The sequence below is a fragment of the Treponema primitia ZAS-2 genome, from assembly GCF_000214375.1.
GTDB classification, from domain to species: domain Bacteria; phylum Spirochaetota; class Spirochaetia; order Treponematales; family Breznakiellaceae; genus Termitinema; species Termitinema primitia.
Window position 1 is genome coordinate 1,736,169 of sequence record NC_015578.1, and the last position, 21,320, is coordinate 1,757,488.

16 protein-coding genes and 1 other RNA gene are annotated in these 21,320 nt (G+C 53.1%); 14 read left to right on the forward strand and 3 right to left on the reverse strand.

The genetic code is table 11. The features are described from left to right. Window positions 1-88: 88 nt before the first annotated feature. From TREPR_RS07750 to TREPR_RS07790, 9 genes are all read left to right on the forward strand, one after another. Window positions 89-1,654, forward strand: a complete 1,566-nt coding sequence (locus TREPR_RS07750; protein WP_015707744.1) for a spiro-SPASM protein — start codon at window positions 89-91, stop codon at window positions 1,652-1,654. Then, window positions 1,629-2,765, forward strand: coding sequence for a hypothetical protein (locus TREPR_RS07755; RefSeq protein WP_015707745.1), 1,137 nt, complete (start codon window positions 1,629-1,631; stop codon window positions 2,763-2,765). The genes TREPR_RS07750 and TREPR_RS07755 overlap by 26 nt, the downstream gene beginning before the upstream one ends. Then, a complete protein-coding gene (locus tag TREPR_RS07760) occupies window positions 2,762-3,523 on the forward strand; it encodes a cytidylyltransferase domain-containing protein (RefSeq protein WP_015707746.1) in 762 nt (253 codons plus the stop codon). The genes TREPR_RS07755 and TREPR_RS07760 overlap by 4 nt, the downstream gene beginning before the upstream one ends. Then, window positions 3,520-5,484, forward strand: coding sequence for a class I SAM-dependent methyltransferase (locus TREPR_RS07765; protein ID WP_041611077.1), 1,965 nt, complete (start codon window positions 3,520-3,522; stop codon window positions 5,482-5,484). The genes TREPR_RS07760 and TREPR_RS07765 overlap by 4 nt, the downstream gene beginning before the upstream one ends. After that, window positions 5,484-7,091, forward strand: a complete 1,608-nt coding sequence (locus TREPR_RS07770) for an ATP-grasp domain-containing protein (protein WP_041611078.1) — start codon at window positions 5,484-5,486, stop codon at window positions 7,089-7,091. The genes TREPR_RS07765 and TREPR_RS07770 overlap by 1 nt, the downstream gene beginning before the upstream one ends. Further along, window positions 7,088-8,317 (forward strand): N-acetylmuramoyl-L-alanine amidase family protein, encoded by a 1,230-nt coding sequence (locus TREPR_RS07775; protein WP_015707748.1) that lies wholly within the window; start codon window positions 7,088-7,090, stop codon window positions 8,315-8,317. The genes TREPR_RS07770 and TREPR_RS07775 overlap by 4 nt, the downstream gene beginning before the upstream one ends. Beyond that, entirely contained in the window at window positions 8,314-8,886 is a 573-nt protein-coding gene (locus TREPR_RS07780) for a GerMN domain-containing protein (RefSeq protein ID WP_015707749.1), read from the forward strand. The genes TREPR_RS07775 and TREPR_RS07780 overlap by 4 nt, the downstream gene beginning before the upstream one ends. A gap of 80 nt (window positions 8,887-8,966) precedes the next feature. Beyond that, window positions 8,967-9,989, forward strand: a complete 1,023-nt coding sequence (locus tag TREPR_RS07785) for a flagellar filament outer layer protein FlaA (RefSeq protein WP_015707750.1) — start codon at window positions 8,967-8,969, stop codon at window positions 9,987-9,989. A gap of 96 nt (window positions 9,990-10,085) precedes the next feature. Beyond that, window positions 10,086-11,345, forward strand: a complete 1,260-nt coding sequence (locus tag TREPR_RS07790; protein WP_015707751.1) for a tetratricopeptide repeat protein — start codon at window positions 10,086-10,088, stop codon at window positions 11,343-11,345. A 273-nt stretch (window positions 11,346-11,618) separates the two neighbouring features. Here the strand turns inward: TREPR_RS07790 and ssrA are convergent. The 3 genes from ssrA to TREPR_RS17840 all read right to left on the reverse strand — a co-directional run bounded on the left by ssrA (window position 11,619) and on the right by TREPR_RS17840 (window position 13,433). After that, window positions 11,619-11,966: a transfer-messenger RNA gene (gene ssrA, locus TREPR_RS18165) on the reverse strand. 44 nt (window positions 11,967-12,010) lie between these two features. Beyond that, window positions 12,011-13,072 (reverse strand): HD domain-containing phosphohydrolase, encoded by a 1,062-nt coding sequence (locus TREPR_RS07795; protein ID WP_015707752.1) that lies wholly within the window; start codon window positions 13,070-13,072, stop codon window positions 12,011-12,013. Further along, window positions 13,062-13,433 carry an Hpt domain-containing protein gene (locus TREPR_RS17840; protein WP_015707753.1) on the reverse strand — a complete coding sequence of 124 codons (372 nt, stop codon included), beginning with the start codon at window positions 13,431-13,433 and terminating at the stop codon, window positions 13,062-13,064. Before TREPR_RS17840 ends, TREPR_RS07795 begins: the two co-directional genes overlap by 11 nt. Window positions 13,434-13,636: 203 nt before the next feature. Between TREPR_RS17840 and gap the strand changes: the two genes are divergently transcribed. The 5 genes from gap (at window position 13,637) to TREPR_RS07825 (ending at window position 21,277) form a co-directional block, all read left to right on the forward strand. Next, window positions 13,637-14,695: a type I glyceraldehyde-3-phosphate dehydrogenase gene (gene gap, locus TREPR_RS07805; protein WP_015707754.1), complete on the forward strand. Its 1,059-nt coding sequence runs from the start codon at window positions 13,637-13,639 to the stop codon at window positions 14,693-14,695. A gap of 76 nt (window positions 14,696-14,771) precedes the next feature. Further along, a complete protein-coding gene (locus tag TREPR_RS07810) occupies window positions 14,772-16,034 on the forward strand; it encodes a phosphoglycerate kinase (protein WP_015707755.1) in 1,263 nt (420 codons plus the stop codon). Window positions 16,035-16,151: 117 nt separating this feature from the next. After that, on the forward strand, window positions 16,152-16,904 hold the full coding sequence (gene tpiA, locus TREPR_RS07815) for a triose-phosphate isomerase (protein WP_015707756.1): 753 nt from the start codon (window positions 16,152-16,154) through the stop codon (window positions 16,902-16,904). Window positions 16,905-16,959: 55 nt separating this feature from the next. Further along, window positions 16,960-19,755, forward strand: a complete 2,796-nt coding sequence (locus TREPR_RS07820; RefSeq protein ID WP_015707757.1) for a GAF domain-containing hybrid sensor histidine kinase/response regulator — start codon at window positions 16,960-16,962, stop codon at window positions 19,753-19,755. Window positions 19,756-19,933: 178 nt separating this feature from the next. Further along, window positions 19,934-21,277: a citrate/2-methylcitrate synthase gene (locus TREPR_RS07825; protein WP_015707758.1), complete on the forward strand. Its 1,344-nt coding sequence runs from the start codon at window positions 19,934-19,936 to the stop codon at window positions 21,275-21,277. Window positions 21,278-21,320: the final 43 nt, after the last annotated feature.

Here is a 21,320-nt window from a genome sequence, read left to right on the forward strand (position 1 = left end):
ACAAGTAAAATGAGGAAAATCCCCCTGCATTCCTCACTCCTTCCTTATCCGGTATTGTCCGCCCTGCTATTTGCCGATAAACAAAAGTATGAATGCCCTCACGGTTTTGTACGGCGCCCGCTTGTCCGCTGAAGCTTTTGAGCCGGTTTTTGCCGGTAAGAGCGCCCTTTCTCTGGCTGTCGGCCGGGCCAAAAAATTTCCCGGAACCGGAAAGGTGCTGTTTTTGGGCGCTGTCGGGGACGGGCTGGCGGCGGGAGTTGAACCGGCGGAAACCCTGTTGCGGCCCGATTGGACCCTGCGGTCCCTGCTGGAAGAGCTTTCCATCCGGTCTGCGGGTTTTGACCTGATCTACTTTGCCTGGGCGGATTGCCCGCTGCTGGACCCGGCGCTTGCGGGGGCTCTGGCGGAGCGGCATCTGCGCTACGGGGCTGAGTACTCCTATGCGGACGGCTGGCCCTACGGCCTGGCTCCGGAACTCCTGTCACCGGGAACCGCGGGGATACTGGCTAAGCTTGTCGCTGATGATGACGGGCCGGTAGAGCGGGATGCCCTTTTTTCAGTCATACAAAAAGATATTAATGCCTTTGATATAGAAACTGAGATTTCTCCGGTGGATTTGCGCTACCACCGGCTGAGCCTGGCGGCGGATTCCCGGCGGAATCTGCTGCTCCTGTCCCGGCTTATGGAGGCGGGGCTCCAGGGCGCTTCCGATGCGGAGAGGGTTATCGCAAGCAGACCGGAACTGCTCCGCACCCTTCCGGCGTTTTACGGGATCCAGGTTTCAGGCCCCTGTCCCCAGGCTTGCTCCATCTGCCCTTACCCCCGGTTTGGCGGGGCGGGGAATGCGGTAACTGACCGGAAGGATTTTCTCGAACCGGATAGCTTCGCAAAACTTCTGGATAAGATCGCCGCTTTTTCCGGGGACGCGGTGATCGATATTTCCCTCTGGGGGGAACTCTCCCTGCACCCGCAGCGGGAGAAGCTTATCCGCATGGTCCTTGCCAAGCCGGAACTTTCCTGCGTGATCGAAAGCTCGGGACTGGGCTGGAAAAAATCGGGCCTGGAAGCCCTAGCAGAGGCGGCCTCTGCTGCGGCGCCCCGGAAAAACCGTATGGAGCCCCTATCCTGGATAGTATCCCTGGATGCGGCGGACAGTAATCGGTACCGGGAAATCCGGGGGCCCGGCTATGCAGAGGCGACAGAGTGCGCAAAAACTCTGTCGGCCCTGTTTCCCGGGAATAGTTATGTACAGGCGGTGCGTATCAAGGGCGCCGAGGATGATACGGAACAGTTTTACCGGTCCTGGAAGGAAAGCGGGGCTGGGGTGATTATCCAGAAATACGATGATTTTTGCGGGTTCCTCCCTAAGTTGCAGGCTTCGGACCTTTCCCCGGTACAGCGCCGGCCCTGCTGGCACCTTATGCGGGATATGGCGGTTCTCATTGACGGAAGGGTGCCCCTGTGCAGGGAAGTGCTGGGCGGAGGGCTGGAACTGGATCTGGGGAACGCCTTCACCGAGGACTTGGAAACAATTTGGGACCGGGGGGCAGGTTTCTACCGGGAACAGGCCTCACCGGCGGGGACTGCTCCTGCGCTTGGGGAGTATAGGCAGCCATGTATGGGGTGTGATGAGTACTATACCTATAATTTTTAACGAATCCCTTCCCTCGTATACCGCTGTGGGGGGCTCAGTCCGGGGCGCTTCCACGGGAGTATCGGCGATACTCCTGAACCGGGGGGGGCGCTATCCCCGGCGTACCCTCTTTAAAGAACTGGAAAAATCCGGGTTTGACTATATCATCTCCCTGGAGGGGCCCCATGACCGCTATGATCTGGAGGAGTTGTCCGGGCGTTTCCCCTTTGTGCGCTTTATTCTCCTCAAGGATCAGGTAAGCCCCGGGGAACAGATCAACCTTGCAGTATCGGAATTAAACAGCCCCCTCTTTTTTGTGCTCTGGAACGATCTGCGCATACTTCACGGCGGGGATGCCGCTAAAATCTCCGAATGGCTGCGCTTTTCCCGGGAAGAACTGCGGAAGGCTCCTTCCGGAACCCGCGCTTCCGGCGGGACCATACGGCGGCTCTGCACGGTTCCGGTGATGCAGAATTCGGGGATGGAAACCCTGCCCACCATTATAACCCCGGCCTTTTTCCGGAGTACCGTTAAGCCCCTCCATTTTCCCCCCCACGGAGAAGCCCAGCCTTCCCTGTACCCCTTTGACGGGGTGGGCCTCTATGACCGGGACCGCTTTATCAAGTTAGGCGGGTTTGACAGTTCTATTAACAGTACCTACTACCAACTCCTGGACTTCGGATTCCGGGCCCACCTTTGGGGAGAGGAGATACGCAGTACCCAACTGATCCGGCTTTCCTACGATGGGGAAGCTGAAGCCGAGGATACCACCACGGATTCAAACTACCGGCGTTTTTACCTAAAAAACCTGGCGCCGGTTTTCCACAGAGATTCAGCCCATATCCCCATAAGCCTTTTTCCCGCCTATTTTTTGAAAACCGGCGGGGAAATCGGGGCAGCCTGGGGTGAATTTAACCGGAACCGCCTTTGGGTGCGGGCAAACCGGTATCGATTCAGACGGGATGCCCGTATCCTCACCAGCCTCTGGGAGCACCCCGGGGGTATGGATGACCCGGGATATTTTCCCCCGGAAGACGAGTCCTTCCCGGGGCGGATTGAATTTCCCGGCAATAGTTCCGGCGCCGGTTTTAGCCGGGGAACTCCCCACAGCCCCGGGGTTCCCAAACCATGACCGCACTTATTCTGCAATGCCGGCTTGATTCCTCCAGGCTCCCCGGTAAGGCCCTGCTTCCCCTGGGGGAGAAGCCCATGGTACTGCGGGTCATGGAAGCCCTTAAACAGTTTCCCTGCGATACCCATATCCTTGCCTGCTCCGATGACAGTAGTACTGCACTTGGGCCCCTGGCAAAGGAAGCCGGATTTGCCCTGGTTCCCGGGCCTAAAAACGATGTGCTCCGCCGTTTCTGCATCGCCCTGGAACAATGCCTCCCGGGGAGCACCCCGTCTTCCGCGGGAAGCTTCGCTGGATGTTCCGCGGGAAGCTTCGCTGGATATTCCGGGGATTGGGTCATTCGGGCTACTGCGGATAATCCTTTTGTGTTTACCGACGCCGCAGAGGCCCTTTATAAGGAAGCGTTGGAACGTAAGGCGGATTATGCAGGCTACAGCGGCCTGCCCTACGGCGCAGGGGTTGAGGTAATCAATGCCCAAGCCCTGTTCCGCTCGGATAAAGAGGCTTCTGATGAGGAGGACCGGGAACACGTTTGCCCCTACCTCTACAAGCACCCGGAATTGTTCCGCCTCCACCGTCCCCTGGCACCGTTATACTGGCAGGGACCGGAGATCCGGCTTACCGTGGATACCCCGGCGGATTATGAAACAGCCCAGCTGCTTTACAACGCCCTGATCACTGAAAAAACGAAAAAACGCAACCAGGGGGAATTGGTCATTACGGAATTCAGGAAAACTTTTCAAAGGGTAAACCCATGAAATCCCCAGAAAGTCCCGGGTCCCTCTTGGTGGTTCCTTTGATTGAAAAAAACCGGGGCGGCGGCCACCTGGTCCGTTCTGCTGCCCTGGTCCGCGCCCTCCGTACCGCGGGCCGGGAGGCCTTTCTCTTTCTCCCCGAAGTCTCCGGTGAACACCCGCCTGATGATATATTCCGGATCGCCGGCCTGTTCGTGGAAAACACCTGTGAACCCTGGGTACTTCAGGAGGATCCCCGTAAACCCCGGCGCTCAGGAGCAGACAGGGCGAATACAGGCTTCCCGGATTTCCCCCCCTGGGATTTTATAATCCTGGACCAGTTTCAGACGCTCCCGGAAGAAGCCGCCTCCTGGGCTGCCCTGGCCCCGCTGATCGGCATTGATGAAGGCGGCCCTGCCCGAAGTGACTTTGATTTTCTTATCGATCTCCTCCCGAACTTTAATCGCCTCACCCCCAATGTAAGCGCCCCATCCTTGCTCCCTCTGCCGAAAAACCGCCGCCCATCCTTCTTTCGGGATGCTTCGTTTGAGGGGTCTCCTGTTCCCCCTGCGGGGGGACCTAGCTTGCGGGTACTTATCAGTTTCGGCGCCGAGGACCCCGGGGAACTGGGTTTCCCGGCTGCTATGAGCTTGGCCCGCCGGGCGCTGCCGGAACAGTTTAAAATCACCCTTGTCGCCCCCGGGCTGCCGGAAGACAAGGCGGCGATACTGGAGGCGGCTTTTGTCCGGGTCACCAGGGGGGCGCCGGAACTCAGGGAGCAGTTAGCGGATTACGATTTGCTGATTACCCATTTCGGCCTTACCGCCTTTGAAGCCATCCATGCCCGGCTTCCGGTGATCCTGGTTTCTCCCGGCCCCTACCATGAAAAACTCGCCCGGAATGCCGGTTTTTTTTCCGCCGGTATTGGCCCCGGCGCGGCGAGCCGCATTGGCCGACTCTTTTTTCCCTATAAGAAGGGCCTCAGCGGTGATTTTTTGCATTCCCTCAGCGCCCGCTGCAGAAACATCGCTAAGCGCTATGGCCTTGAGGAGCCTACCGGTGAATTGGGTTCCATCCTGGCGGAATATAGCCCCCAGGGTTCCCGGAGCTGCCCAGTATGTGGAGACCCCCAGCGGGGCAGCGTAACCCTGGCCCGTTTTCCCGGCCGGAGCTACCGCCGTTGCAGCCACTGCGGTATGGTTTATTTATTCGCTTCCACCCCCTCTCCAGTGGAATATGAGACCGATTATTTTTTTAGTTTCTATAAAGAGCAGTACGGTAAAACCTACTTGGAGGATTTTCCTAACCTGGTATTGGCAGGGCAAAAACGGCTTTGTATTATTAAAGCCCTCCTTCGCGGGAGTTCCGGCAAAATTTCCCGAAACGCGGACAGAACCGGTGAAAACCCGAGGCTCCTGGACATAGGCTGCGCCTACGGTCCCTTTCTGGCAGCGGCCCGGGATCAGGGATTTTCACCCCAGGGCATGGATCCCGCAGAGGGTGCGGTTCGTTATGTCCGGGAAGAACTGGGTATTTCCGCCCAGAGGGGTATGTTCCCGGATCTTTCCCGGGATAGTTTAGCCGCAGGGAGTTTTACCGTGGTCTCCCTCTGGTATGTGATCGAGCATTTTATGAATCTTAACCCTGTATTGAGGGAAATCAACCGGCTCCTCAGGGTCGGAGGGATTCTGGCCTTTTCAACCCCTTCCTTCCGGGGCATTTCCGGGAGAAAGTCAATCTGTAATTTTCTGGAAAAAAGTCCCCGGGATCACTGGACTGTCTGGGAGCCTGGTATTTGTAAAAAAGTCCTGGCCAGGTACGGGTTTGCCTTGAAAAAGATCGTAATTACCGGCCATCATCCTGAACGTTTTTTTAAGGGCCTCAAAAAAGGCGGATTATCCTGGAATTTTGTCTTTTTTCTTAGCCGTTTATTCGGTCTGGGGGACACATTTGAATGTTATGCGATAAAAAAGAGGGACCTATAATGAACGAATTTTCCGGTGAGCGGATCCTTATACTGGGCGCCGGTGTCATGCAAGGCCCCGCCATCTCTATAGCCCGGGACCTGGGGCTTTTTACCGTGGTGGTGGATGGGGATCCAAATGCGCCGGAAGTTTCAAAGGCGGACCGTTTTGAATGTATCGACCTCAAGGATAAAGAAGGCATAGCCGATCTGGGCCTGTCCCTGCAATCCAATGGCGGACTTGGGGGCATCATGACCGCCGGAACCGATTTTTCCGCGACCGTGGCCTGGGCCGCGGAAAAACTCGGCCTTCCGGGCATCCCCTATGAAGCGGCCCTCAACGCCTCCGACAAGGACCGTATGCGCCGTTGTTTTGAGGCTGCAGGGGTTCCTTCTCCCCAGTTTACGGTTTTCACAGGCGAAACCCTGAAAGGGAAACTCCCGGCATTGCCCTTTAGCTACCCCGCGGTAGTAAAGCCCGTGGACAATATGGGCGCCCGGGGCTGCCGCCGGGTAGACACCCCGGAAGAATTGACCGCCGCCTTGGAAGATGCCCTAGGCTTTTCCCGTTCCGGCCGGGCTATCGTGGAAGAATATATGGACGGCCCGGAATTTTCCGTGGACGCCATCGTATATAAGGATGAAATTCATGTTTGCGGTTTTGCGGATCGGCATATTTTCTTCCCCCCTTATTTCATTGAGATGGGCCATACCATGCCTAGTAATCTGGGTAAAAAGGAAACAGCATCCCTTATGGAAGCTTTTTTCGCCGGCATTCGGGCCCTGGGAATCAGCGGCGGGGTAGGGGCCGCCAAGGGGGACCTGAAGCTTACCCCTCGGGGACCCATGATCGGGGAAATTGCCGCCCGCCTTTCCGGGGGCTATATGTCCGGCTGGACCTACCCCTACGCCTCCGGAGTGGACCTGACCCGGCTGGCCATTCTCACCGCCATGGGACGCCGTCCTGTGAATTTTGGCCCCCTCCACCACTGGACCAGCGCCGAGCGGGCTTTCATCTCCATCCCCGGCAAAGTCCGCTCCATCCAGGGCCTGGATCAGGCCCGGAACACCCCTCTGGTCAAGGATGTTTTCCTCCGGGCCGCCCCGTCTTCCCTTGTCCGCTTCCCTGAAAACAATGTCTCCAAATGCGGCAACGTCCTCAGCGCCGCCCCTGACCGGGGGGGTGCAATCGCCGCCGCAGAAGGCGCCGCCTGTTCGGTGCTTATACGCCTTGAGGCTCCCAACCCTGAAACCGCCGCCTTCCTGACCGCCACCGCCGCCTTCCCGCCGGGGGCCTATACTCCGGACGCCGCAATTTTGGCCGCCTTGAACCGGTTACCAGACCCCCCGGAAACCCATTTTCTAAAACTATCTACTATAAATATAATCCCCTTTCCTGAATTTACCGGTTCCTCTCTGATGGATTACATGGGGAGAAGCCCGGAGGAAAGCCTGGAAGCGGTGCGGTCCATCACCGGTCTGGCCCTGCCCATAAAAGACTCGGGGGATACGATCACCCTGGGCCGCCGTTTCTGGGCCGCCCTGATACGGGGAGGCTACCAGGGCGGGGCTTATTTTGTCGATACTATAAACAACCAAACAGAGCAGGGAGAAGGGAAAAAAATATGAATAGGCAAATCAGTACCGGGCGTTTCAGCCTATGCAGAAAATTTTGGGTCTTGATCATTTTCATTTCGCTGCCCTCCGCCGGGCTTTTTTCCCAGGAAAGCGTGGCGTCGGCGGGATCTGCGGATTCGCAGCCGCTCGCCATGGAAATTTCGGCGGAAAATGCCGGTCTGGCTCAAGCTGCCCCCGCAGAATCCCCGGTGCAGCCGGAACCGGCGGAGGCAGCCACTCCCCCGGCTCACAAACCCTTTCCTTTGGATGAAGCCCTGGCTGTGCTTGGGGCGGAACTCCGCTGGGACCCCCTGTTCCGGGCCGGGGTTTTAGCCGCATCCGGACACTATCTGGCCTTCCAGGCCGGCAACTCTGGGGCGCAAAGCCTTTCCCTAATGGATAACAAGGACCTATTCAAGCTGCCTGCTCCCTATCTGGATGGTGGAAACCTGTATTTTCCCGGTGAATTTGTATCCTTCCTAAAAAATACCCTGGATAACTACCGGGAAACAGAACTTTCCCGGTTCCGCATTGCCGCGATTATCGTTGATCCCGGCCACGGTGGCAAGGATCAGGGCGCATCAGGGACCCATACGGTCAAAGGCAAGCAGTTTACCCTGGTGGAAAAGGACGTCACCCTCAGGGTTTCCCGGGATCTCTACAGCATGCTTCGGACGGCCTACCCGGACAAGCAGGTGCTCATGACCCGTACCGGAGATACCTTCCCCACCCTGGAAGACCGGGTGGTTATCGCCAATTCGGTGCCCCTCAAGGAAAATGAAGCCATAGTATTTATCTCCGTCCACGCCAACGCATCTTTTAATAAGGCTGCCCGGGGCTACGAAGTCTGGTACCTCAGTCCCAATTACCGGCGTACTGTGATCGACGAGTCAAAATATGCAGATTCTCAGGAGGTTCTCCACATCCTCAACGATATGCTGGAGGAGGAATTTACAACCGAAAGCATAGTCATGGCTCAGCTTATCATGAACCAATTTAAGGAGAATTTAGGGTCCCTCATCCCCGGCCGGGGTATCAAGGAGGAAGAATGGTTTGTGGTGAAGAATGCCCGTATGCCCTCGGTCCTGGTGGAACTGGGCTTTGTTACCAATGAAACTGACGCCCTGCTTATGACCGACGAGAACTACTTGCAAAAACTCTCCCAGACATTATATAAAGGTATAAACCAGTTTGTGACCATGTTTGAACGGTCCGGAGGATTTACAGCCATAGAATGAGCGATTTATACAGGGAATCCCCGGCGGTATATACCAGTGAAGCTTCCGAAGCCTTAATACCCTCCGCCCGGAAAAGCTTGCCCCGAATTCTTCGGGACAAGCCAAAACGTCGTTTATTGTACCTTTGCCTTCTGGGAGTCCTGGCTCTTGCAGAATTTTTTATTTTAGGGCTTGTCAGGCGGACCTTTGTATTTTATTCTATTGATAACGGGAATTTGGTAGTTGAGGACCGTATGGTTTCAAAAACCGGTTCCCGGGAAAAGGATATAGCCCGGTATGTGGAAGAAGTCCTGTTAGGGCCTGTTTCACTGGATTCTTCGCCGCTTTTCCCCAAGGAAACCCGGCTTGAATCTTTATTGTACCGGGATGGAGTAGTGTACGCCGGGCTTTCGGAGTCAGCGGCCTTACCCTCCGGGTATGGGAGGGATGTTTTTACCGGTTTATACACCCTTAACGGCGGTATTAAACGGAATTTTTATTATGTGAAGGATGTCCTGATATTCATTAACGGGCATGAATCATATTCTGAAAAAATTCGCGAAATATTAGCTGGTATTGCCGATAATTAACCGTTAGAGCGTTGACAAAAAAGTGCCATCTTGTATACTTTTGGTATGTATTGCATGATCAATATTGAAAGGAGCAGTGAATGAAAAGGATCTTCATTCTTATCACCGTAGCGTTTATTGCCGTTGGGGCCATATTTGCCGATGAAGCCGTATTAATCGACTTTACCAAACTTACGGCAGATATTACAGTTAATAGTGATGGCGGCCCTAACCAGAACCGCAGGACCATGATGGACTACGGAGCCGTAGCCGGCGGCAGTTTCACCACCGAACAAAAACAGGTGATGAAAACCTCCCTGGCCATCGCAAACTGGGAAATTCTGCTTGCGTCGTCCTCCAGGACCGTGGGGAACGCAACCCGCAGCTATACCTCAGAGGCCCCCTCTAAGCAGTGGGGTACCGTAATGGGCGCCAGGATACATTTCCCTGTGGAACCATTTAATTCCTGGGCAAGAATAGTTCCCCCTTTTGAAATCCCCGCCTATGAAGCGCCTGCTGAAGTTGATGATGACGGAAACATCCAGCCTTCCGACGATAGCAGCTTTACCGGCCCTTCCCGGTTTGAAGACGGATACGGCATTGTAAAGAATGTTGGAACCATTAAGTCCGTGGCAGTTGATGCCTACGGCCTTAATTTTCCTCACGGCCTTTCTACTATCCTCATTGATCCCCAGGGAACTGAAAAAACCATATTCATGGGTTACCTGAGCTACGATGGCTGGGGCGAACTCCGCTGGGATAATCCCCAGTATATCCAGGCCGTCCGGAACCGTGAACTGCGGATTTATCCCCTTTATCCTGAGGCTACCCCCTTTGTGAAGTTCGGTGGATTCCTGATCCAGCGGGATGCTGCTAAGGAAGGCGGTGATTATATCGGTTATTTCAGGGATGTAAAGATCATCTACGATAAAGCAGTTCTGGATACCGATCGCGATATCGACGACGAATCGCTTTGGGGCATCATTCGGACCCGGGAAACCGCAAAGAAGGTATACGAGATGGAGCAGTTCGGGCATGATCAGGTACTGCGGTATCTTGATTCCCAGAAGCAGGCTACTGAGAATTCCTTCACCCCTGCGGCTGATACCGGTACTCAGCAGTAAAACGCTTGGGTTAGCCAGGTTTAGAAACTACGGCTGTCCGGAAAATCCTAAGGATTTTTCAGACAGCCTTTTTTTGTCACACCCCGGGATACCAGGATGAATAACAGAAAGCTTCCGGATCAACAGGCTCTTCAAATTAGATATGAAGGATACTCTGAAGCAAGGCTTGCCATTGCCAAGGAATTGCAGGAGCTCATTGAACATTCGGTTCAGGAGTTGCCATCTCCCCTCATGGTAAAGGTCAGGTCTAAGGATTTTGTCAGTTTTTTTAAAAAATATATACGAATCCTCAATAGCGGTTCCCCGGAACTGATAGGTAAGGATGGCTCTCCCCGCATTACGGATATTATCGGTGTTCGCATTATATGCCCCTTCCTTGAAGAAATTGATATGGTGGAGCTCATACTCGCCAGGGTTTTTGAGATAGTTGAAGTTGAAAAAAAGGGGGCCAACTATTCTTTTAAGGAATTTGGCTATGAGTCAATCCATATCCTGGTTAAAATCCCTGCCAGTTTAATCGAAAAGCACGGAGCCTGCGGTTGTGACGTGGCCGAAGTGCAAATCCGCACCATACTTCAGAATGCCTGGGCCGAGGTTGAGCATGAACTGGTCTATAAGGCTGAATTTAATCCCTTTGGGGAGCCCATGAAGCGGAAACTGGCGGCGATTAATGCCAACCTTTTCCTGGCGGATGTTATTTTTGAAGAAATCAGGACCTACCAACGCCAGTTGAACGGTGAGCTGGGAAAGCGCCGGCATTCTTTTTTCAAAAAGGTCGAAGATGCCACTGATGCCCTGTTGTTCAACCCCGAAGAACCGGAAGAACCTGAAGAAAGGCTTGATGGGCTTCCTATGGAATTCATCCTTGGGACAAAGGAAAATTCCTCCATGGATGATCTCCTTCTGGAAGCCCTTTCCGCCCACAATAAGAGCCAGTTTAACGAGGCCATCTATTTTTACAGCCGTATCCTGGAAATGAACCCCGACAATTCGGTTCGCGCCCTGGTATACAAACACCGGGGCATGGCAAATTTTGCCCGGTCTCATTACGAAGAAGCTCTGAAGGACTTCTCCAATTCCCTGAAATTGGATCAAACATCCTATAAATCGGCCTATTACCGGGGCCTGGTCCGGGCGGTGCTCCAGCAGTACTCAGAGGCCATAGAGGATTTTACCCTTTCTGTACAGATAAACCCCTACCAGCACTTCTGTCTGTGCCGCCGGGGCCAAGCTTATTACCACCTGGGTGATTACCCCCAGGCTTTGGCGGACTGTGAAGCCGCTCTTGTACTGGACCCGTCTTCTCAAACCGCCCTGCAATTCCGAGACCTGCTCCGGGAAAAATTGAAAATGTAAGATGCGGGTTCGACTCCCGCCACTTTATTATTGGAGGTGGCGGGAGTCGGGCTGGGGCTTTTGTCACTAGGACCCCCCTGCGGCCCTACGCACCTGCTTGGGCCTTAGGGGGCTGGACAGGGGTTCGATTCCAATTTGTTCGGAAAATTAAAAATTTGGAGGTGAGGGGAATCGAACTGTTGGCCTTTGTGGCGTAGGACCCTCCCTACGGTCCTACGCTCTTGCTTGGACCGTAGGGAGGGCTGGACGCGGGTTCGACTCCCGCCACTTTATTATTGGAGGTGGCGGGAGTCGAACCCGCGTCCAAATACGCGAAGCACAAGCGTCTACAGGTTTAGCCGTGAATTGAATTGTCGGGACTGGCTTGGCTTCTCGGCGCGCGGCCTGTCCGTATTCCGGGAGTTTCTCGCCGCCCCCCGTCCGGAACCGGGGTTTGGCCAGCCTTGATTGCGACGGAAAGCCGGCCCCTCAAGGCGGCGGGGCCGGGTTCCGCGCTCTACTGCTTACGCAGCGAAAGCGTAACTGTCATTGTTGGCAGTTAAAATTTTGCCGAATCAGGAGATCGGCACTCCACCTGCAGCTTGTACTCCGAACCGTACCTGTCGAAACCGGTGCACCCCCAGAGTCTTGTAAAGTATACACTTTTTTTGCCGGTTTTGCAAACCCTATTGGTTGTTCTTGGAGATTTCCGCAAACTGGTCCTGAACCTGCACCACCGCATCGGTGAGTACCGGGTCAAACTGGGTGCCCCGGCCATCCACGATGATATCTATGGCAACACTGAAAGGCATGGCGGATTTGTAGACCCGGGCGCAAACCAGGGCGTCGTAGACATCCGCTAGGGAGGCGAGGCGGGCGGCCAGGGGGATATCAGTCCCCGACAGGCCCCGGGGGTAGCCTTTACCGTCAAAGCGTTCGTGGTGGCCGTAACAGATATCCTCGCAGTGTTTGAGGTAGAGGGAGGAGTTTACATCCCCCAATTCGCCGATAATCTCTTTGCCATGGGTGGTGTGGGTCTTCATGATCTCGAATTCCTCCGGGTCAAGCCTGCCGGGCTTGAGGAGTATCCGATCGGGGATGGCAATCTTTCCAACATCGTGGAGGGCCATGGATTTAACAATGATATCCGGCTTTAAGGCCAGAAAATCTTCGGCATATTCCAGGTTATTGTGTATAATATGATCCATCAGGGCTTTGACAAAAAGCTGGGTGCGCTTAACGTGCTCCCCGGACTCCAAATCCCGGTGTTCAATGACATTTGCCAGCCCCTGTAGGGCGCTGTCCAGGGTTGCGGTGGCCTCGGCGGTCTTTTCCGCCACCATTTCTTCCAGGCTGTCGCTGTAATTCTTCAGCTCAATCTGGTTCATCACCCTAAGCTTGACTATTTCAGGCAGGAAAGGTTTGGAAATAAAATCCACTGCTCCCGCAGAGAGGGCATCGCTTTCTGAATCCGATGTGGTTATAAAGATAACCGGAATACGCTTGAGGGTGGCATCGGATTTCATCACTTCCAGCATTTCATAGCCATTCATTTCGGGCATAAAAACATCCAGGAGGATGATTTTGGGGAGAACCTCCGCCTTATGCAGCTTTTCCAGGGCATCTACCCCATTGCTGGCGGTCATAATCTTGTAGCTGTCCTTGAGTATTTCCTCAAGGATCATAACGTTCATATCAACATCGTCAACAACTAATACTGTTGGAACGTTATTGGTATTATCCGGCATACTGCTCAATCACCTTTGTTACAAGGATAATGGTCTCTGCAAAACATTTCTCTATCGAATCCTGGGTTTCCGGGGACAAAGAACCGGCCTTTATCTGGGCTTCCGCTTCCAGGGTCTGCTTGTACAGCTCTGTCAGGGATAAATTAGCGGCAATCCCCTTGAGGGTGTGGATAGCCATCTTGGCCTTCTCCTGGTCTCCGGCTTGTACGGCGGCAATGGCATCGGCCAACAGAGTAGCGTTGTCGGTCTTGAATTTACCCAGCATTTTCGCGAAGAACTTAGGATTATTCATCATCCTTTTAAGCCCTTCGTCCATATTAATATAGACGGCGCCGTTAGCGCCTATGACATCATCTGCCATGCCCATCTCCCAATTAACCCTTCTCGGGTGATATTACTTAATGAATCCCTTATAGTGTAACCTTTCTTTGCGGGCAAGTCCAGACCTGAATACCGGTTCTCACACTTTCTTGGGTTTGAAATCTTTTGCGGATAGCCCACTTGTTTTTTTTTCCTATATAATCTATCGTTTGAATCATAAAATTATTTGATTCGGAGGTATTTATGAAAATTGCGATTAATGGTTTTGGCCGGATTGGCCGCCTTGTGTTTCAAGCCCTGGTTGGTCAAGGATTATTGGGTAAAGATAAGATTGACGTGGTAGCGGTGGTTGATATTTCCACGGACGCCAAGTATTTTGCCTATCAGCTCAAATACGATTCCACTCAGGGTCAAATGAAAGCGGATATCGGTACCGAAGGGGACGACGTCCTGGTGATAAATGGCCACAAAATCAAGTGCCTGAACGGCAAAAGCTATGAGGGGATTAATAAACTTCCCTGGAAAGAGCTGGGAATTGACTATGTGGTGGAATCCACGGGCCTTTATACCAACGAAAAGGCCTACGGCCACATCGAAGCGGGGGCCAAAAAGGTCATTATTTCCGCTCCTGGCAAGTCCGGTGACGATTCCAAACCCATCAAGACCATTGTCATGGGGGTTAATAACGAAGAATACGATGTTTCGAAGCACCATGTGCTTTCCAACGCAAGCTGCACCACCAACTGCCTGGCACCCCTGGTACACGTTATCCTTAAAGAAGGTATCGGCATTGAAACCGGCCTTATGACCACCATCCACAGCTTAACCGCTACCCAGAAGACCGTGGACGGTGTTTCCGCCAAGGACTGGCGGGGCGGCCGGGCGGCTGCGGAAAACATCATCCCCTCCACCACCGGCGCTGCCAAGGCGGTTGGGGAAGTGCTTCCCTCCACCAAGGGCCATCTCACGGGAATGTCCTTCCGGGTACCCACCCCTACAGGCTCCGTGGTAGACCTGACCTTCCGGTCCGTGAAGGATACTTCCATCCAGGAAATTGATGCGGCCCTCAAAAAGGCCAGCGAGACCTACCTCAAGGGTATTTTGTCCTACGCCAACGAAGAAATTGTCTCCCGGGACATTATTCACAACCCCAACACCTCTATTTATGACAGCCTGGCCACCTTGCAGAACAATCTCCCTGGGGAGAAGCGCTTTTTCAAGGTAGTTTCCTGGTATGACAATGAGTGGGGCTATTCCAACAAAGTTGTGGACCTCCTCAAGTACATCGATTCCAAGAAATAAACCCCGTTGTCTAACGGCTAAAGGCTCCGACCCGCGACGGGCGGGGCCTTTTTTAGTATGAAGTAAGGAGAAAAAAATGATTAAAACCGTAAAAGATGTGGACCTGAAGGGCAAACGGGTCATCATGCGGGTGGACTTCAATGTCCCCATGAAGGACGGGGTTATCCAGGACGACACCCGTATCACTGCGGCCATTCCCACTATCAAATACATTCTGGACCAGGGAGTAAAGACCCTGACCCTGATGAGCCATCTGGGGGACCCATCCAAGGACGCCAAGTCTGCCAAAGAAAAGGCCGAAAAAGGCGGCAAGAGCTTTGACGAAGCGGCCTATATCAAGGGCAAGCACCGGATAGCCCCGGTGGCTGCGTACCTGGAAAAGAAGCTGGGAAAGCCGGTGATTTTTGCCGGGGAAGATTCGGATTACGGCAAGAAGGCCTTTATCGATTCCCAGCCCGCCGGTTCCGTGATCATGCTGGAGAATACCCGGTTTCACAAAGAGGAGACCGCCAAGGAAGCTGCGGACCGGGACAAGTTGGCAAAAGAGCTGGCTACCTACGGGGATATCTTTGTGAACGATGCCTTTGGCACCGCCCACCGGGACCACGCCTCCACGGCCTCCATAGCGAAATTTGTGCCCGTGTCTGTGGCAGGTTTCCTCATGGAAAAAGAAGTGAACTACCTGGAACCCATTGTGACCAGCCCCAAGAAACCCCTGGTGGCCATCATCGGGGGCGCCAAGGTTTCCTCCAAGATTGCGGTCCTGGAGAGCCTTTTAAAGAACGCCTCAGCCCTGGTCATAGGCGGCGGCATGGCCTTTACCTTCCTTAAAGCCCAGGGCCACAAGGTAGGGAAGTCCCTGGTGGAGGACGATCAGATCGACACCGCTAAAAAAATTATCGAAGCCGCCAAAAAAGCCGGGGCGGAAATCGTCCTGCCGGTAGATCATGTGGGGGCCGAAGCTTTTGACGCCAACGCAAAGCCTGTAACGGTGGACGGCATCGACCTGCCGGATAATCTCATGGGCTTGGACGTGGGCCCCAAGACCGTAGCCAAATACAAAGAAGTGCTTGCCAAGGCCAAGACCATAGTCTGGAACGGCCCGGTGGGTGTCTTTGAATTTGACGCCTTTGCCAAAGGCACTGAAGAGGTGGCCAAACTGGTAGCGGAAGCCACCGGCAAGGGGGCCATCACCGTGGTAGGCGGCGGCGACTCAGTGGCGGCGGTAAACAAGTTCGGCCTGGCCGACAAGATGAGCCACGTTTCCACCGGCGGCGGTGCCTCCCTGGAACTTCTGGAAGGGAAGAAATTACCCGGTATCGAAGTAACTCGTGGATAAAAAAGGGAAGATATAGAAACCACGAAGGGCACAAAGGATTAAGAAATTAATATTTGATAAAAACCTTTGTGTCCTTGGTGGTTAAAATCGTTAGTATTAGTATTATAAGGAGCAATCATGAGCAGATCATATTACATTGCGGGTAATTGGAAGATGCACAAAACCCGTGCAGAAGCAGCGGAACTTGCCAAGGCCCTGGTGGCCCAGCTTAAAGACGGCAAGCACAAGTACCTGGTGGCCCCGAGTTTCACCAGCCTGGAAACCGTGGGCGCCATTGTCAAGGGGACCAATATACGCTTGGGCGCCCAGAACATGGCCGCCGAGGAAATTGGCGCCCATACCGGGGAAGTGTCGGTGCTGCAGCTTAAAGACCTGGGGGTACAGACCGTGATCCTGGGGCATAGCGAAAGGCGGCATAACTACAAGGAAGATAACGCCCTGATCAATAAAAAGGTAAAGCTTGCCCTGCAGCACGGCCTTGAGGTGATACTCTGCGTGGGGGAACTCCTGGAAGAACGGGAAGCAGGTAAAGCAGAATCGGTCTGCGAAACCCAGACCGTAAAGGGCCTGGAGGGGGTTCCCGCTTCGGAACTTGGTAAGATTGTTATCGCCTATGAGCCGGTTTGGGCCATCGGCACCGGCAAGACCGCTACCCCCGAGGACGCCGACGCCATCCACGCATATATCAGAAAGGTTGTGGGGAAGCTTTACGGAGACGCCGCTGCGGAGAATATTATTATCCAGTATGGCGGGTCCGTAAAGGCGGAAAATGCAGCCCAGCTTATGGGGAAAGAAAACATCGACGGTGCCCTGGTGGGTGGCGCGGCACTTAAGGCAGATACCTTTGTGCCCATTGCCAAGTTCGGCTGAATTTAAATTGGAAGAACAGGAAGAACAGAAATACTGTTCTTCCTGATGAATAATAATGTTGTTGAATAAGATAAAAACGGTTTTTCAAAACAATATCGCAGTGGCGTTCTTTTCTATTGCCGCAGTGCTGGTACTGGTTGTTGGTATATACACCAGCGTACTGATCAGTTCTTTTTCGTCTTATCTGCGGGAAAGTATTGAGGAACGGCTTAAAGCTACTGGCCGGGAAGCAGCATCCTTAATAAGTCCGGAAGAGCTGGCTGAGCTGGTTGTTCCCGAGGATATGGAAAAACCACTCTTTGCCGAGATCCGGCAGCGGCTTATCCGATATGCCAACAAAACGAATGTTCTTTTTGTGTACTTCTATCGGATAACTGATGCGGGTGTTATGCAGCCCATTGTAGATAATGATGAAACCGACGAGGCATATAACCTGGATAGCGAGCCCCTTGAAATGGAACCCATGGTTTTACTGGCATATGAAGAGGGTGTTACGGTTACTACGCCTTTGGGCAATTATTCAGCCGGTTTTGACGGGCTCCTTTCGGCATTTACCCCCATGCAGGACAAGGATGGGAATATTATCGGTATTGCCGGGGTGGACATTCCTGATACACGACTGCTCAGGACCAGAGGTCAAACCATAATCCTCTCTTGTCTGCTCCTGGTTTCCATGGCCTTTCTCATTGCTGCAGGATTTTTAAGTTTTATTATTTATAAGCGGAAGGAAAACGCCTTCTCTGACCGGTTCAAGCAGCAGTCCCTTATGACACAGCTGACCCAGAATTTTATTTCTTCCCAGGACCTGGGTTCCCTGATTAACGACGCACTGCGTATCACCGGGGAATTTCTCAAGGTTACCCGCATACTGGTAGGCGTTGCCGAAACCGATACGGCGGTAAGCCACGCAGCGTACCTGTGGTCAACCGGAGAGGTGGTTACTGCCCCCTCCAAGGAAGGGCTTAACGATATTATCAATAGCTTTCCCCGGGAACAGCCTTCAGGCGGTATTGCCCCCCTTATCTACTGCGATGATATACGGCAGGATAAACGGTACGCGGCAATGGAGATGGTGGGGGTTAAGTCCTTTATGATGCTCCCCCTCTACGTAGATGGCAAATATTGGGCGGTACTTTCGGTTGAGGAATGTTTTACGCTCCGGCGCTGGACTGAAAGTGACCGGCAGCTTATCATCACCATGAGCAGTGTTATTGCCGGGGCTGTCGGCCGGGATCGCCGGGAACAGGAACGGGATGCTGCCCTGGAACAGGCGGAGAACGCCAGTAAGGCAAAGACCAGTTTTCTTGCAAATATGAGCCATGAGATACGTACCCCCATGAATGCGATTATCGGTATGACTTCTATTGCACAATCTTCCTCAGATTTGGAAAAAAAGGATTACTGTTTAAGTAAAATCGAAGAAGCTTCAAACCATCTCCTGGGGGTCATCAACGATATCCTGGATATGTCAAAGATTGAGGCTAATAAGTTTGACCTTTCTCTGGATGATTTTGATTTTGAAAAGATGATCCGGAAGGTGGTAAGTGTTAACAACTTCCGAGTGGAAGAAAAAAATCAGATTTTATCGGTCCATATTGACAGGGATATTCCCCGCTCCCTCCACGGTGATGATCAGCGTTTATCCCAGGTGATAACAAACCTGCTTTCCAATGCAGTCAAATTCACCCCCGAATCGGGAAGCATTCACCTGGAAACCCGTCTGGAAAAGAAAGAGGGTGATCTTTGTACCCTTAGAATAAGTGTCACCGATTCAGGTATAGGAATCAGCCCGGAACAGCAGGGTAGGCTTTTTTCCTCTTTTGAGCAGGCTGATTCAAGCACTTCCCGAAAATTCGGAGGTACCGGCCTGGGGCTTGCCATTTCAAAACGCATCGTGGAAATGATGGGAGGGACTATTTGGCTGGAAAGCGAACTGGGGAAGGGCGCGGCCTTTATCTTTACTGTGCAGGTGGAGTTGGGGCCGGAAAAACAGGAAAGCCTCCTCAGCCCGGGCATCAACTGGAAGAACATCCGGGTATTGGCTGTTGATGACGATGGGGATGTGCGTTCCTATTTTGCCGAATTGGCAGAACAGCTGGGCTTTGCCTGTGAAACCGCCGCCTCCGGAGAGGACGCCATAAACCTTATCAATAAAAATGGGCCCTATGATTTATACTTTGTGGATTGGAAGATGCCCGGCATGAACGGCGTGGAATTATCCCGGTGGATTAAAGAACATAAACCGCTCACTGATACATCTTCTGTATTGCCTGTAAAATCCGTAGTTATCATGATCTCAGCCACCGAGTGGAATGTTATTGAGACAGAGGCGAAACAGGCTGGAGTTGATAAATTTTTACCCAAACCCCTGTTCCCTTCCAGCCTTGCGGACTGCATAAACCAGTGCTTGGGAAGCAATACCACTGCTTCATCTTCCAAAAAAAAGGATGATGAACCGGATGATTTCAGCGGTCGCCACATACTTCTGGCGGAGGATGTGGAAATTAACCAGGAGATCCTTATTGCCCTTCTGGAACCGACATCAATTATGATTGACTGTGCCGGAAACGGAGCAGAGGCGCTTCGTATCTTTAAAGACCAGCCGGATAAATACGATATTATTTTTATGGATGTCCAGATGCCTGAGATGGACGGCTATGAGGCAACCCGGGGCATCCGAAGTTCCGGCATTCCCAAGGCAAAGGAAATCCCTATCATTGCCATGACCGCCAATGTGTTCCGGGAGGATATTGAAAAATGTCTGGCAGCGGGGATGAACGATCACCTGGGCAAGCCTCTGGATTTTGATGACGTGCTTTCCAAGCTGCGGCAGTACCTGCCAAAACGATAGCATCATTAGAAGCGTAGTTTTAGTGATGCTGTCACATCGCAATAACTTATCCTAGTATTTAATGGGCGCCTGAACGGTAAGGTTCAAGGTTATTCCCTGAAAAATATCGTATCCAGCCGGGATATTGAATAAAGATTCAGAATAAGGTATTGTTTTGTATAAATATACGGAGGTGGCAATGCAGAATACTAAGGAATACCTATCGAAGGTGACGGGGAATGACTATATCGATATTGAACTTTTCAATAAATTCAATGTTAAACGGGGTCTCCGTAATGCCGATGGGACCGGGGTATTAGTAGGCCTTACCAGGGTAGGAGACGTTCATGGGTATATCATGGACGAAGGGGAAAAAACCCCTGTGGACGGCAAACTCTTCTACCGGGGCATTAATGTGGAGGACCTTGTTGCCGCCGCTGCCGCCGAAGGCCGTTTCGGCTTTGAGGAAGTCGTCTACCTTCTGATGTTCGGGGTGCTTCCCAACAAGGAACAACTGGACAATTTCAGCTCTCTTATAGGGGAAAAACGATCCCTGCCCCCGAATTTTGCCGAGGACAGCATCATGAAAGCCCCTTCCCGGGATATCATGAATAAGCTTGCCCGGTCGGTGCTGACCCTTTATTCCTGGGACGATGATCCGGAAAACCAGTCCCCGGAAAATGTGCTGCGCCAGTGCCTTGAACTTATAGCCCGGTTTCCTACCATTGTTGCCTACTCCTATATGGCGAAAAAGCACTATTACGATAATGAAAGCCTGATCATTCACCTGCCCCCCCCTTCCTGTTCCACCGCAGAGACTCTGCTGTCCCTGATCCGGCCGGATCAGCAGTTCACTAAGCTGGAAGCGGAAATCCTGGACCTAGCCCTGATTCTCCATGCTGAGCACGGAGGTGGGAACAACTCCACCTTTGCGGTACACCTGGTTTCTTCCGCTGACACCGATACCTACGCCGCCCTGACCACGGGGATCAACTCCCTCAAGGGCGCCAAGCACGGCGGGGCCAATATCCAGGTGGTGGGTATGGTCGAAGACATCAAGAAACACGTAAAGCGCTGGGACAATGTGGGGGAAGTGGCGGACTATCTTTTGGACATACTCCGGGGGGAAGCCTACGATCATTCCGGGCTGATCTACGGTCAGGGCCACCCGGTTTATACCAAATCGGATCCCCGGGCAGTCCTCCTGCGGAGCAAGGCGGCAACCCTGGCGGTGGAAAAAAATCGTGTGGAAGAATTTGAACTCTACCGCCTGATTGAACGGCTGACTCCGGAAGTGTTCAAAAAGTTCAATGGTTCCGGCAAGGACATGTGCACCAACGTGGATTTCTACTCCGGCTTTGTCTACGGCATGCTGGGAATCCCCACGGAGCTTTATACCCCCATCTTTGCCATAAGCCGGGTTGCCGGCTGGGCAGCCCACCGCATGGAGGAAATCGTCGCCGGCGGCCGAATCATACGCCCGGCCTATAAATGCGTCCAGAAGCGGCTGGATTACACGCCTCTTGCTTCTCGGGAGGAGTAGGGTTATTCTGATATTTGTGCCAAAAAATTGCGCCTAAAAGAAA

What these genes read in the sequence shown, in the direction of transcription:
- TREPR_RS07750 (WP_015707744.1), top strand. Translation starts at nt 89, where the DNA reads ATGAATGCCCTCACGGTTTTGTACGGCGCCCGCTTGTCCGCTGAAGCT.
- TREPR_RS07755 (WP_015707745.1), top strand. Translation starts at nt 1,629, where the DNA reads ATGAGTACTATACCTATAATTTTTAACGAATCCCTTCCCTCGTATACC.
- TREPR_RS07760 (WP_015707746.1), top strand. Translation starts at nt 2,762, where the DNA reads ATGACCGCACTTATTCTGCAATGCCGGCTTGATTCCTCCAGGCTCCCC.
- TREPR_RS07765 (WP_041611077.1), top strand. Translation starts at nt 3,520, where the DNA reads ATGAAATCCCCAGAAAGTCCCGGGTCCCTCTTGGTGGTTCCTTTGATT.
- TREPR_RS07770 (WP_041611078.1), top strand. Translation starts at nt 5,484, where the DNA reads ATGAACGAATTTTCCGGTGAGCGGATCCTTATACTGGGCGCCGGTGTC.
- TREPR_RS07775 (WP_015707748.1), top strand. Translation starts at nt 7,088, where the DNA reads ATGAATAGGCAAATCAGTACCGGGCGTTTCAGCCTATGCAGAAAATTT.
- TREPR_RS07780 (WP_015707749.1), top strand. Translation starts at nt 8,314, where the DNA reads ATGAGCGATTTATACAGGGAATCCCCGGCGGTATATACCAGTGAAGCT.
- TREPR_RS07785 (WP_015707750.1), top strand. Translation starts at nt 8,967, where the DNA reads ATGAAAAGGATCTTCATTCTTATCACCGTAGCGTTTATTGCCGTTGGG.
- TREPR_RS07790 (WP_015707751.1), top strand. Translation starts at nt 10,086, where the DNA reads ATGAATAACAGAAAGCTTCCGGATCAACAGGCTCTTCAAATTAGATAT.
- TREPR_RS07795 (WP_015707752.1), bottom strand. Translation starts at nt 13,072, where the DNA reads ATGCCGGATAATACCAATAACGTTCCAACAGTATTAGTTGTTGACGAT.
- TREPR_RS17840 (WP_015707753.1), bottom strand. Translation starts at nt 13,433, where the DNA reads ATGGCAGATGATGTCATAGGCGCTAACGGCGCCGTCTATATTAATATG.
- gap (WP_015707754.1), top strand. Translation starts at nt 13,637, where the DNA reads ATGAAAATTGCGATTAATGGTTTTGGCCGGATTGGCCGCCTTGTGTTT.
- TREPR_RS07810 (WP_015707755.1), top strand. Translation starts at nt 14,772, where the DNA reads ATGATTAAAACCGTAAAAGATGTGGACCTGAAGGGCAAACGGGTCATC.
- tpiA (WP_015707756.1), top strand. Translation starts at nt 16,152, where the DNA reads ATGAGCAGATCATATTACATTGCGGGTAATTGGAAGATGCACAAAACC.
- TREPR_RS07820 (WP_015707757.1), top strand. Translation starts at nt 16,960, where the DNA reads ATGTTGTTGAATAAGATAAAAACGGTTTTTCAAAACAATATCGCAGTG.
- TREPR_RS07825 (WP_015707758.1), top strand. Translation starts at nt 19,934, where the DNA reads ATGCAGAATACTAAGGAATACCTATCGAAGGTGACGGGGAATGACTAT.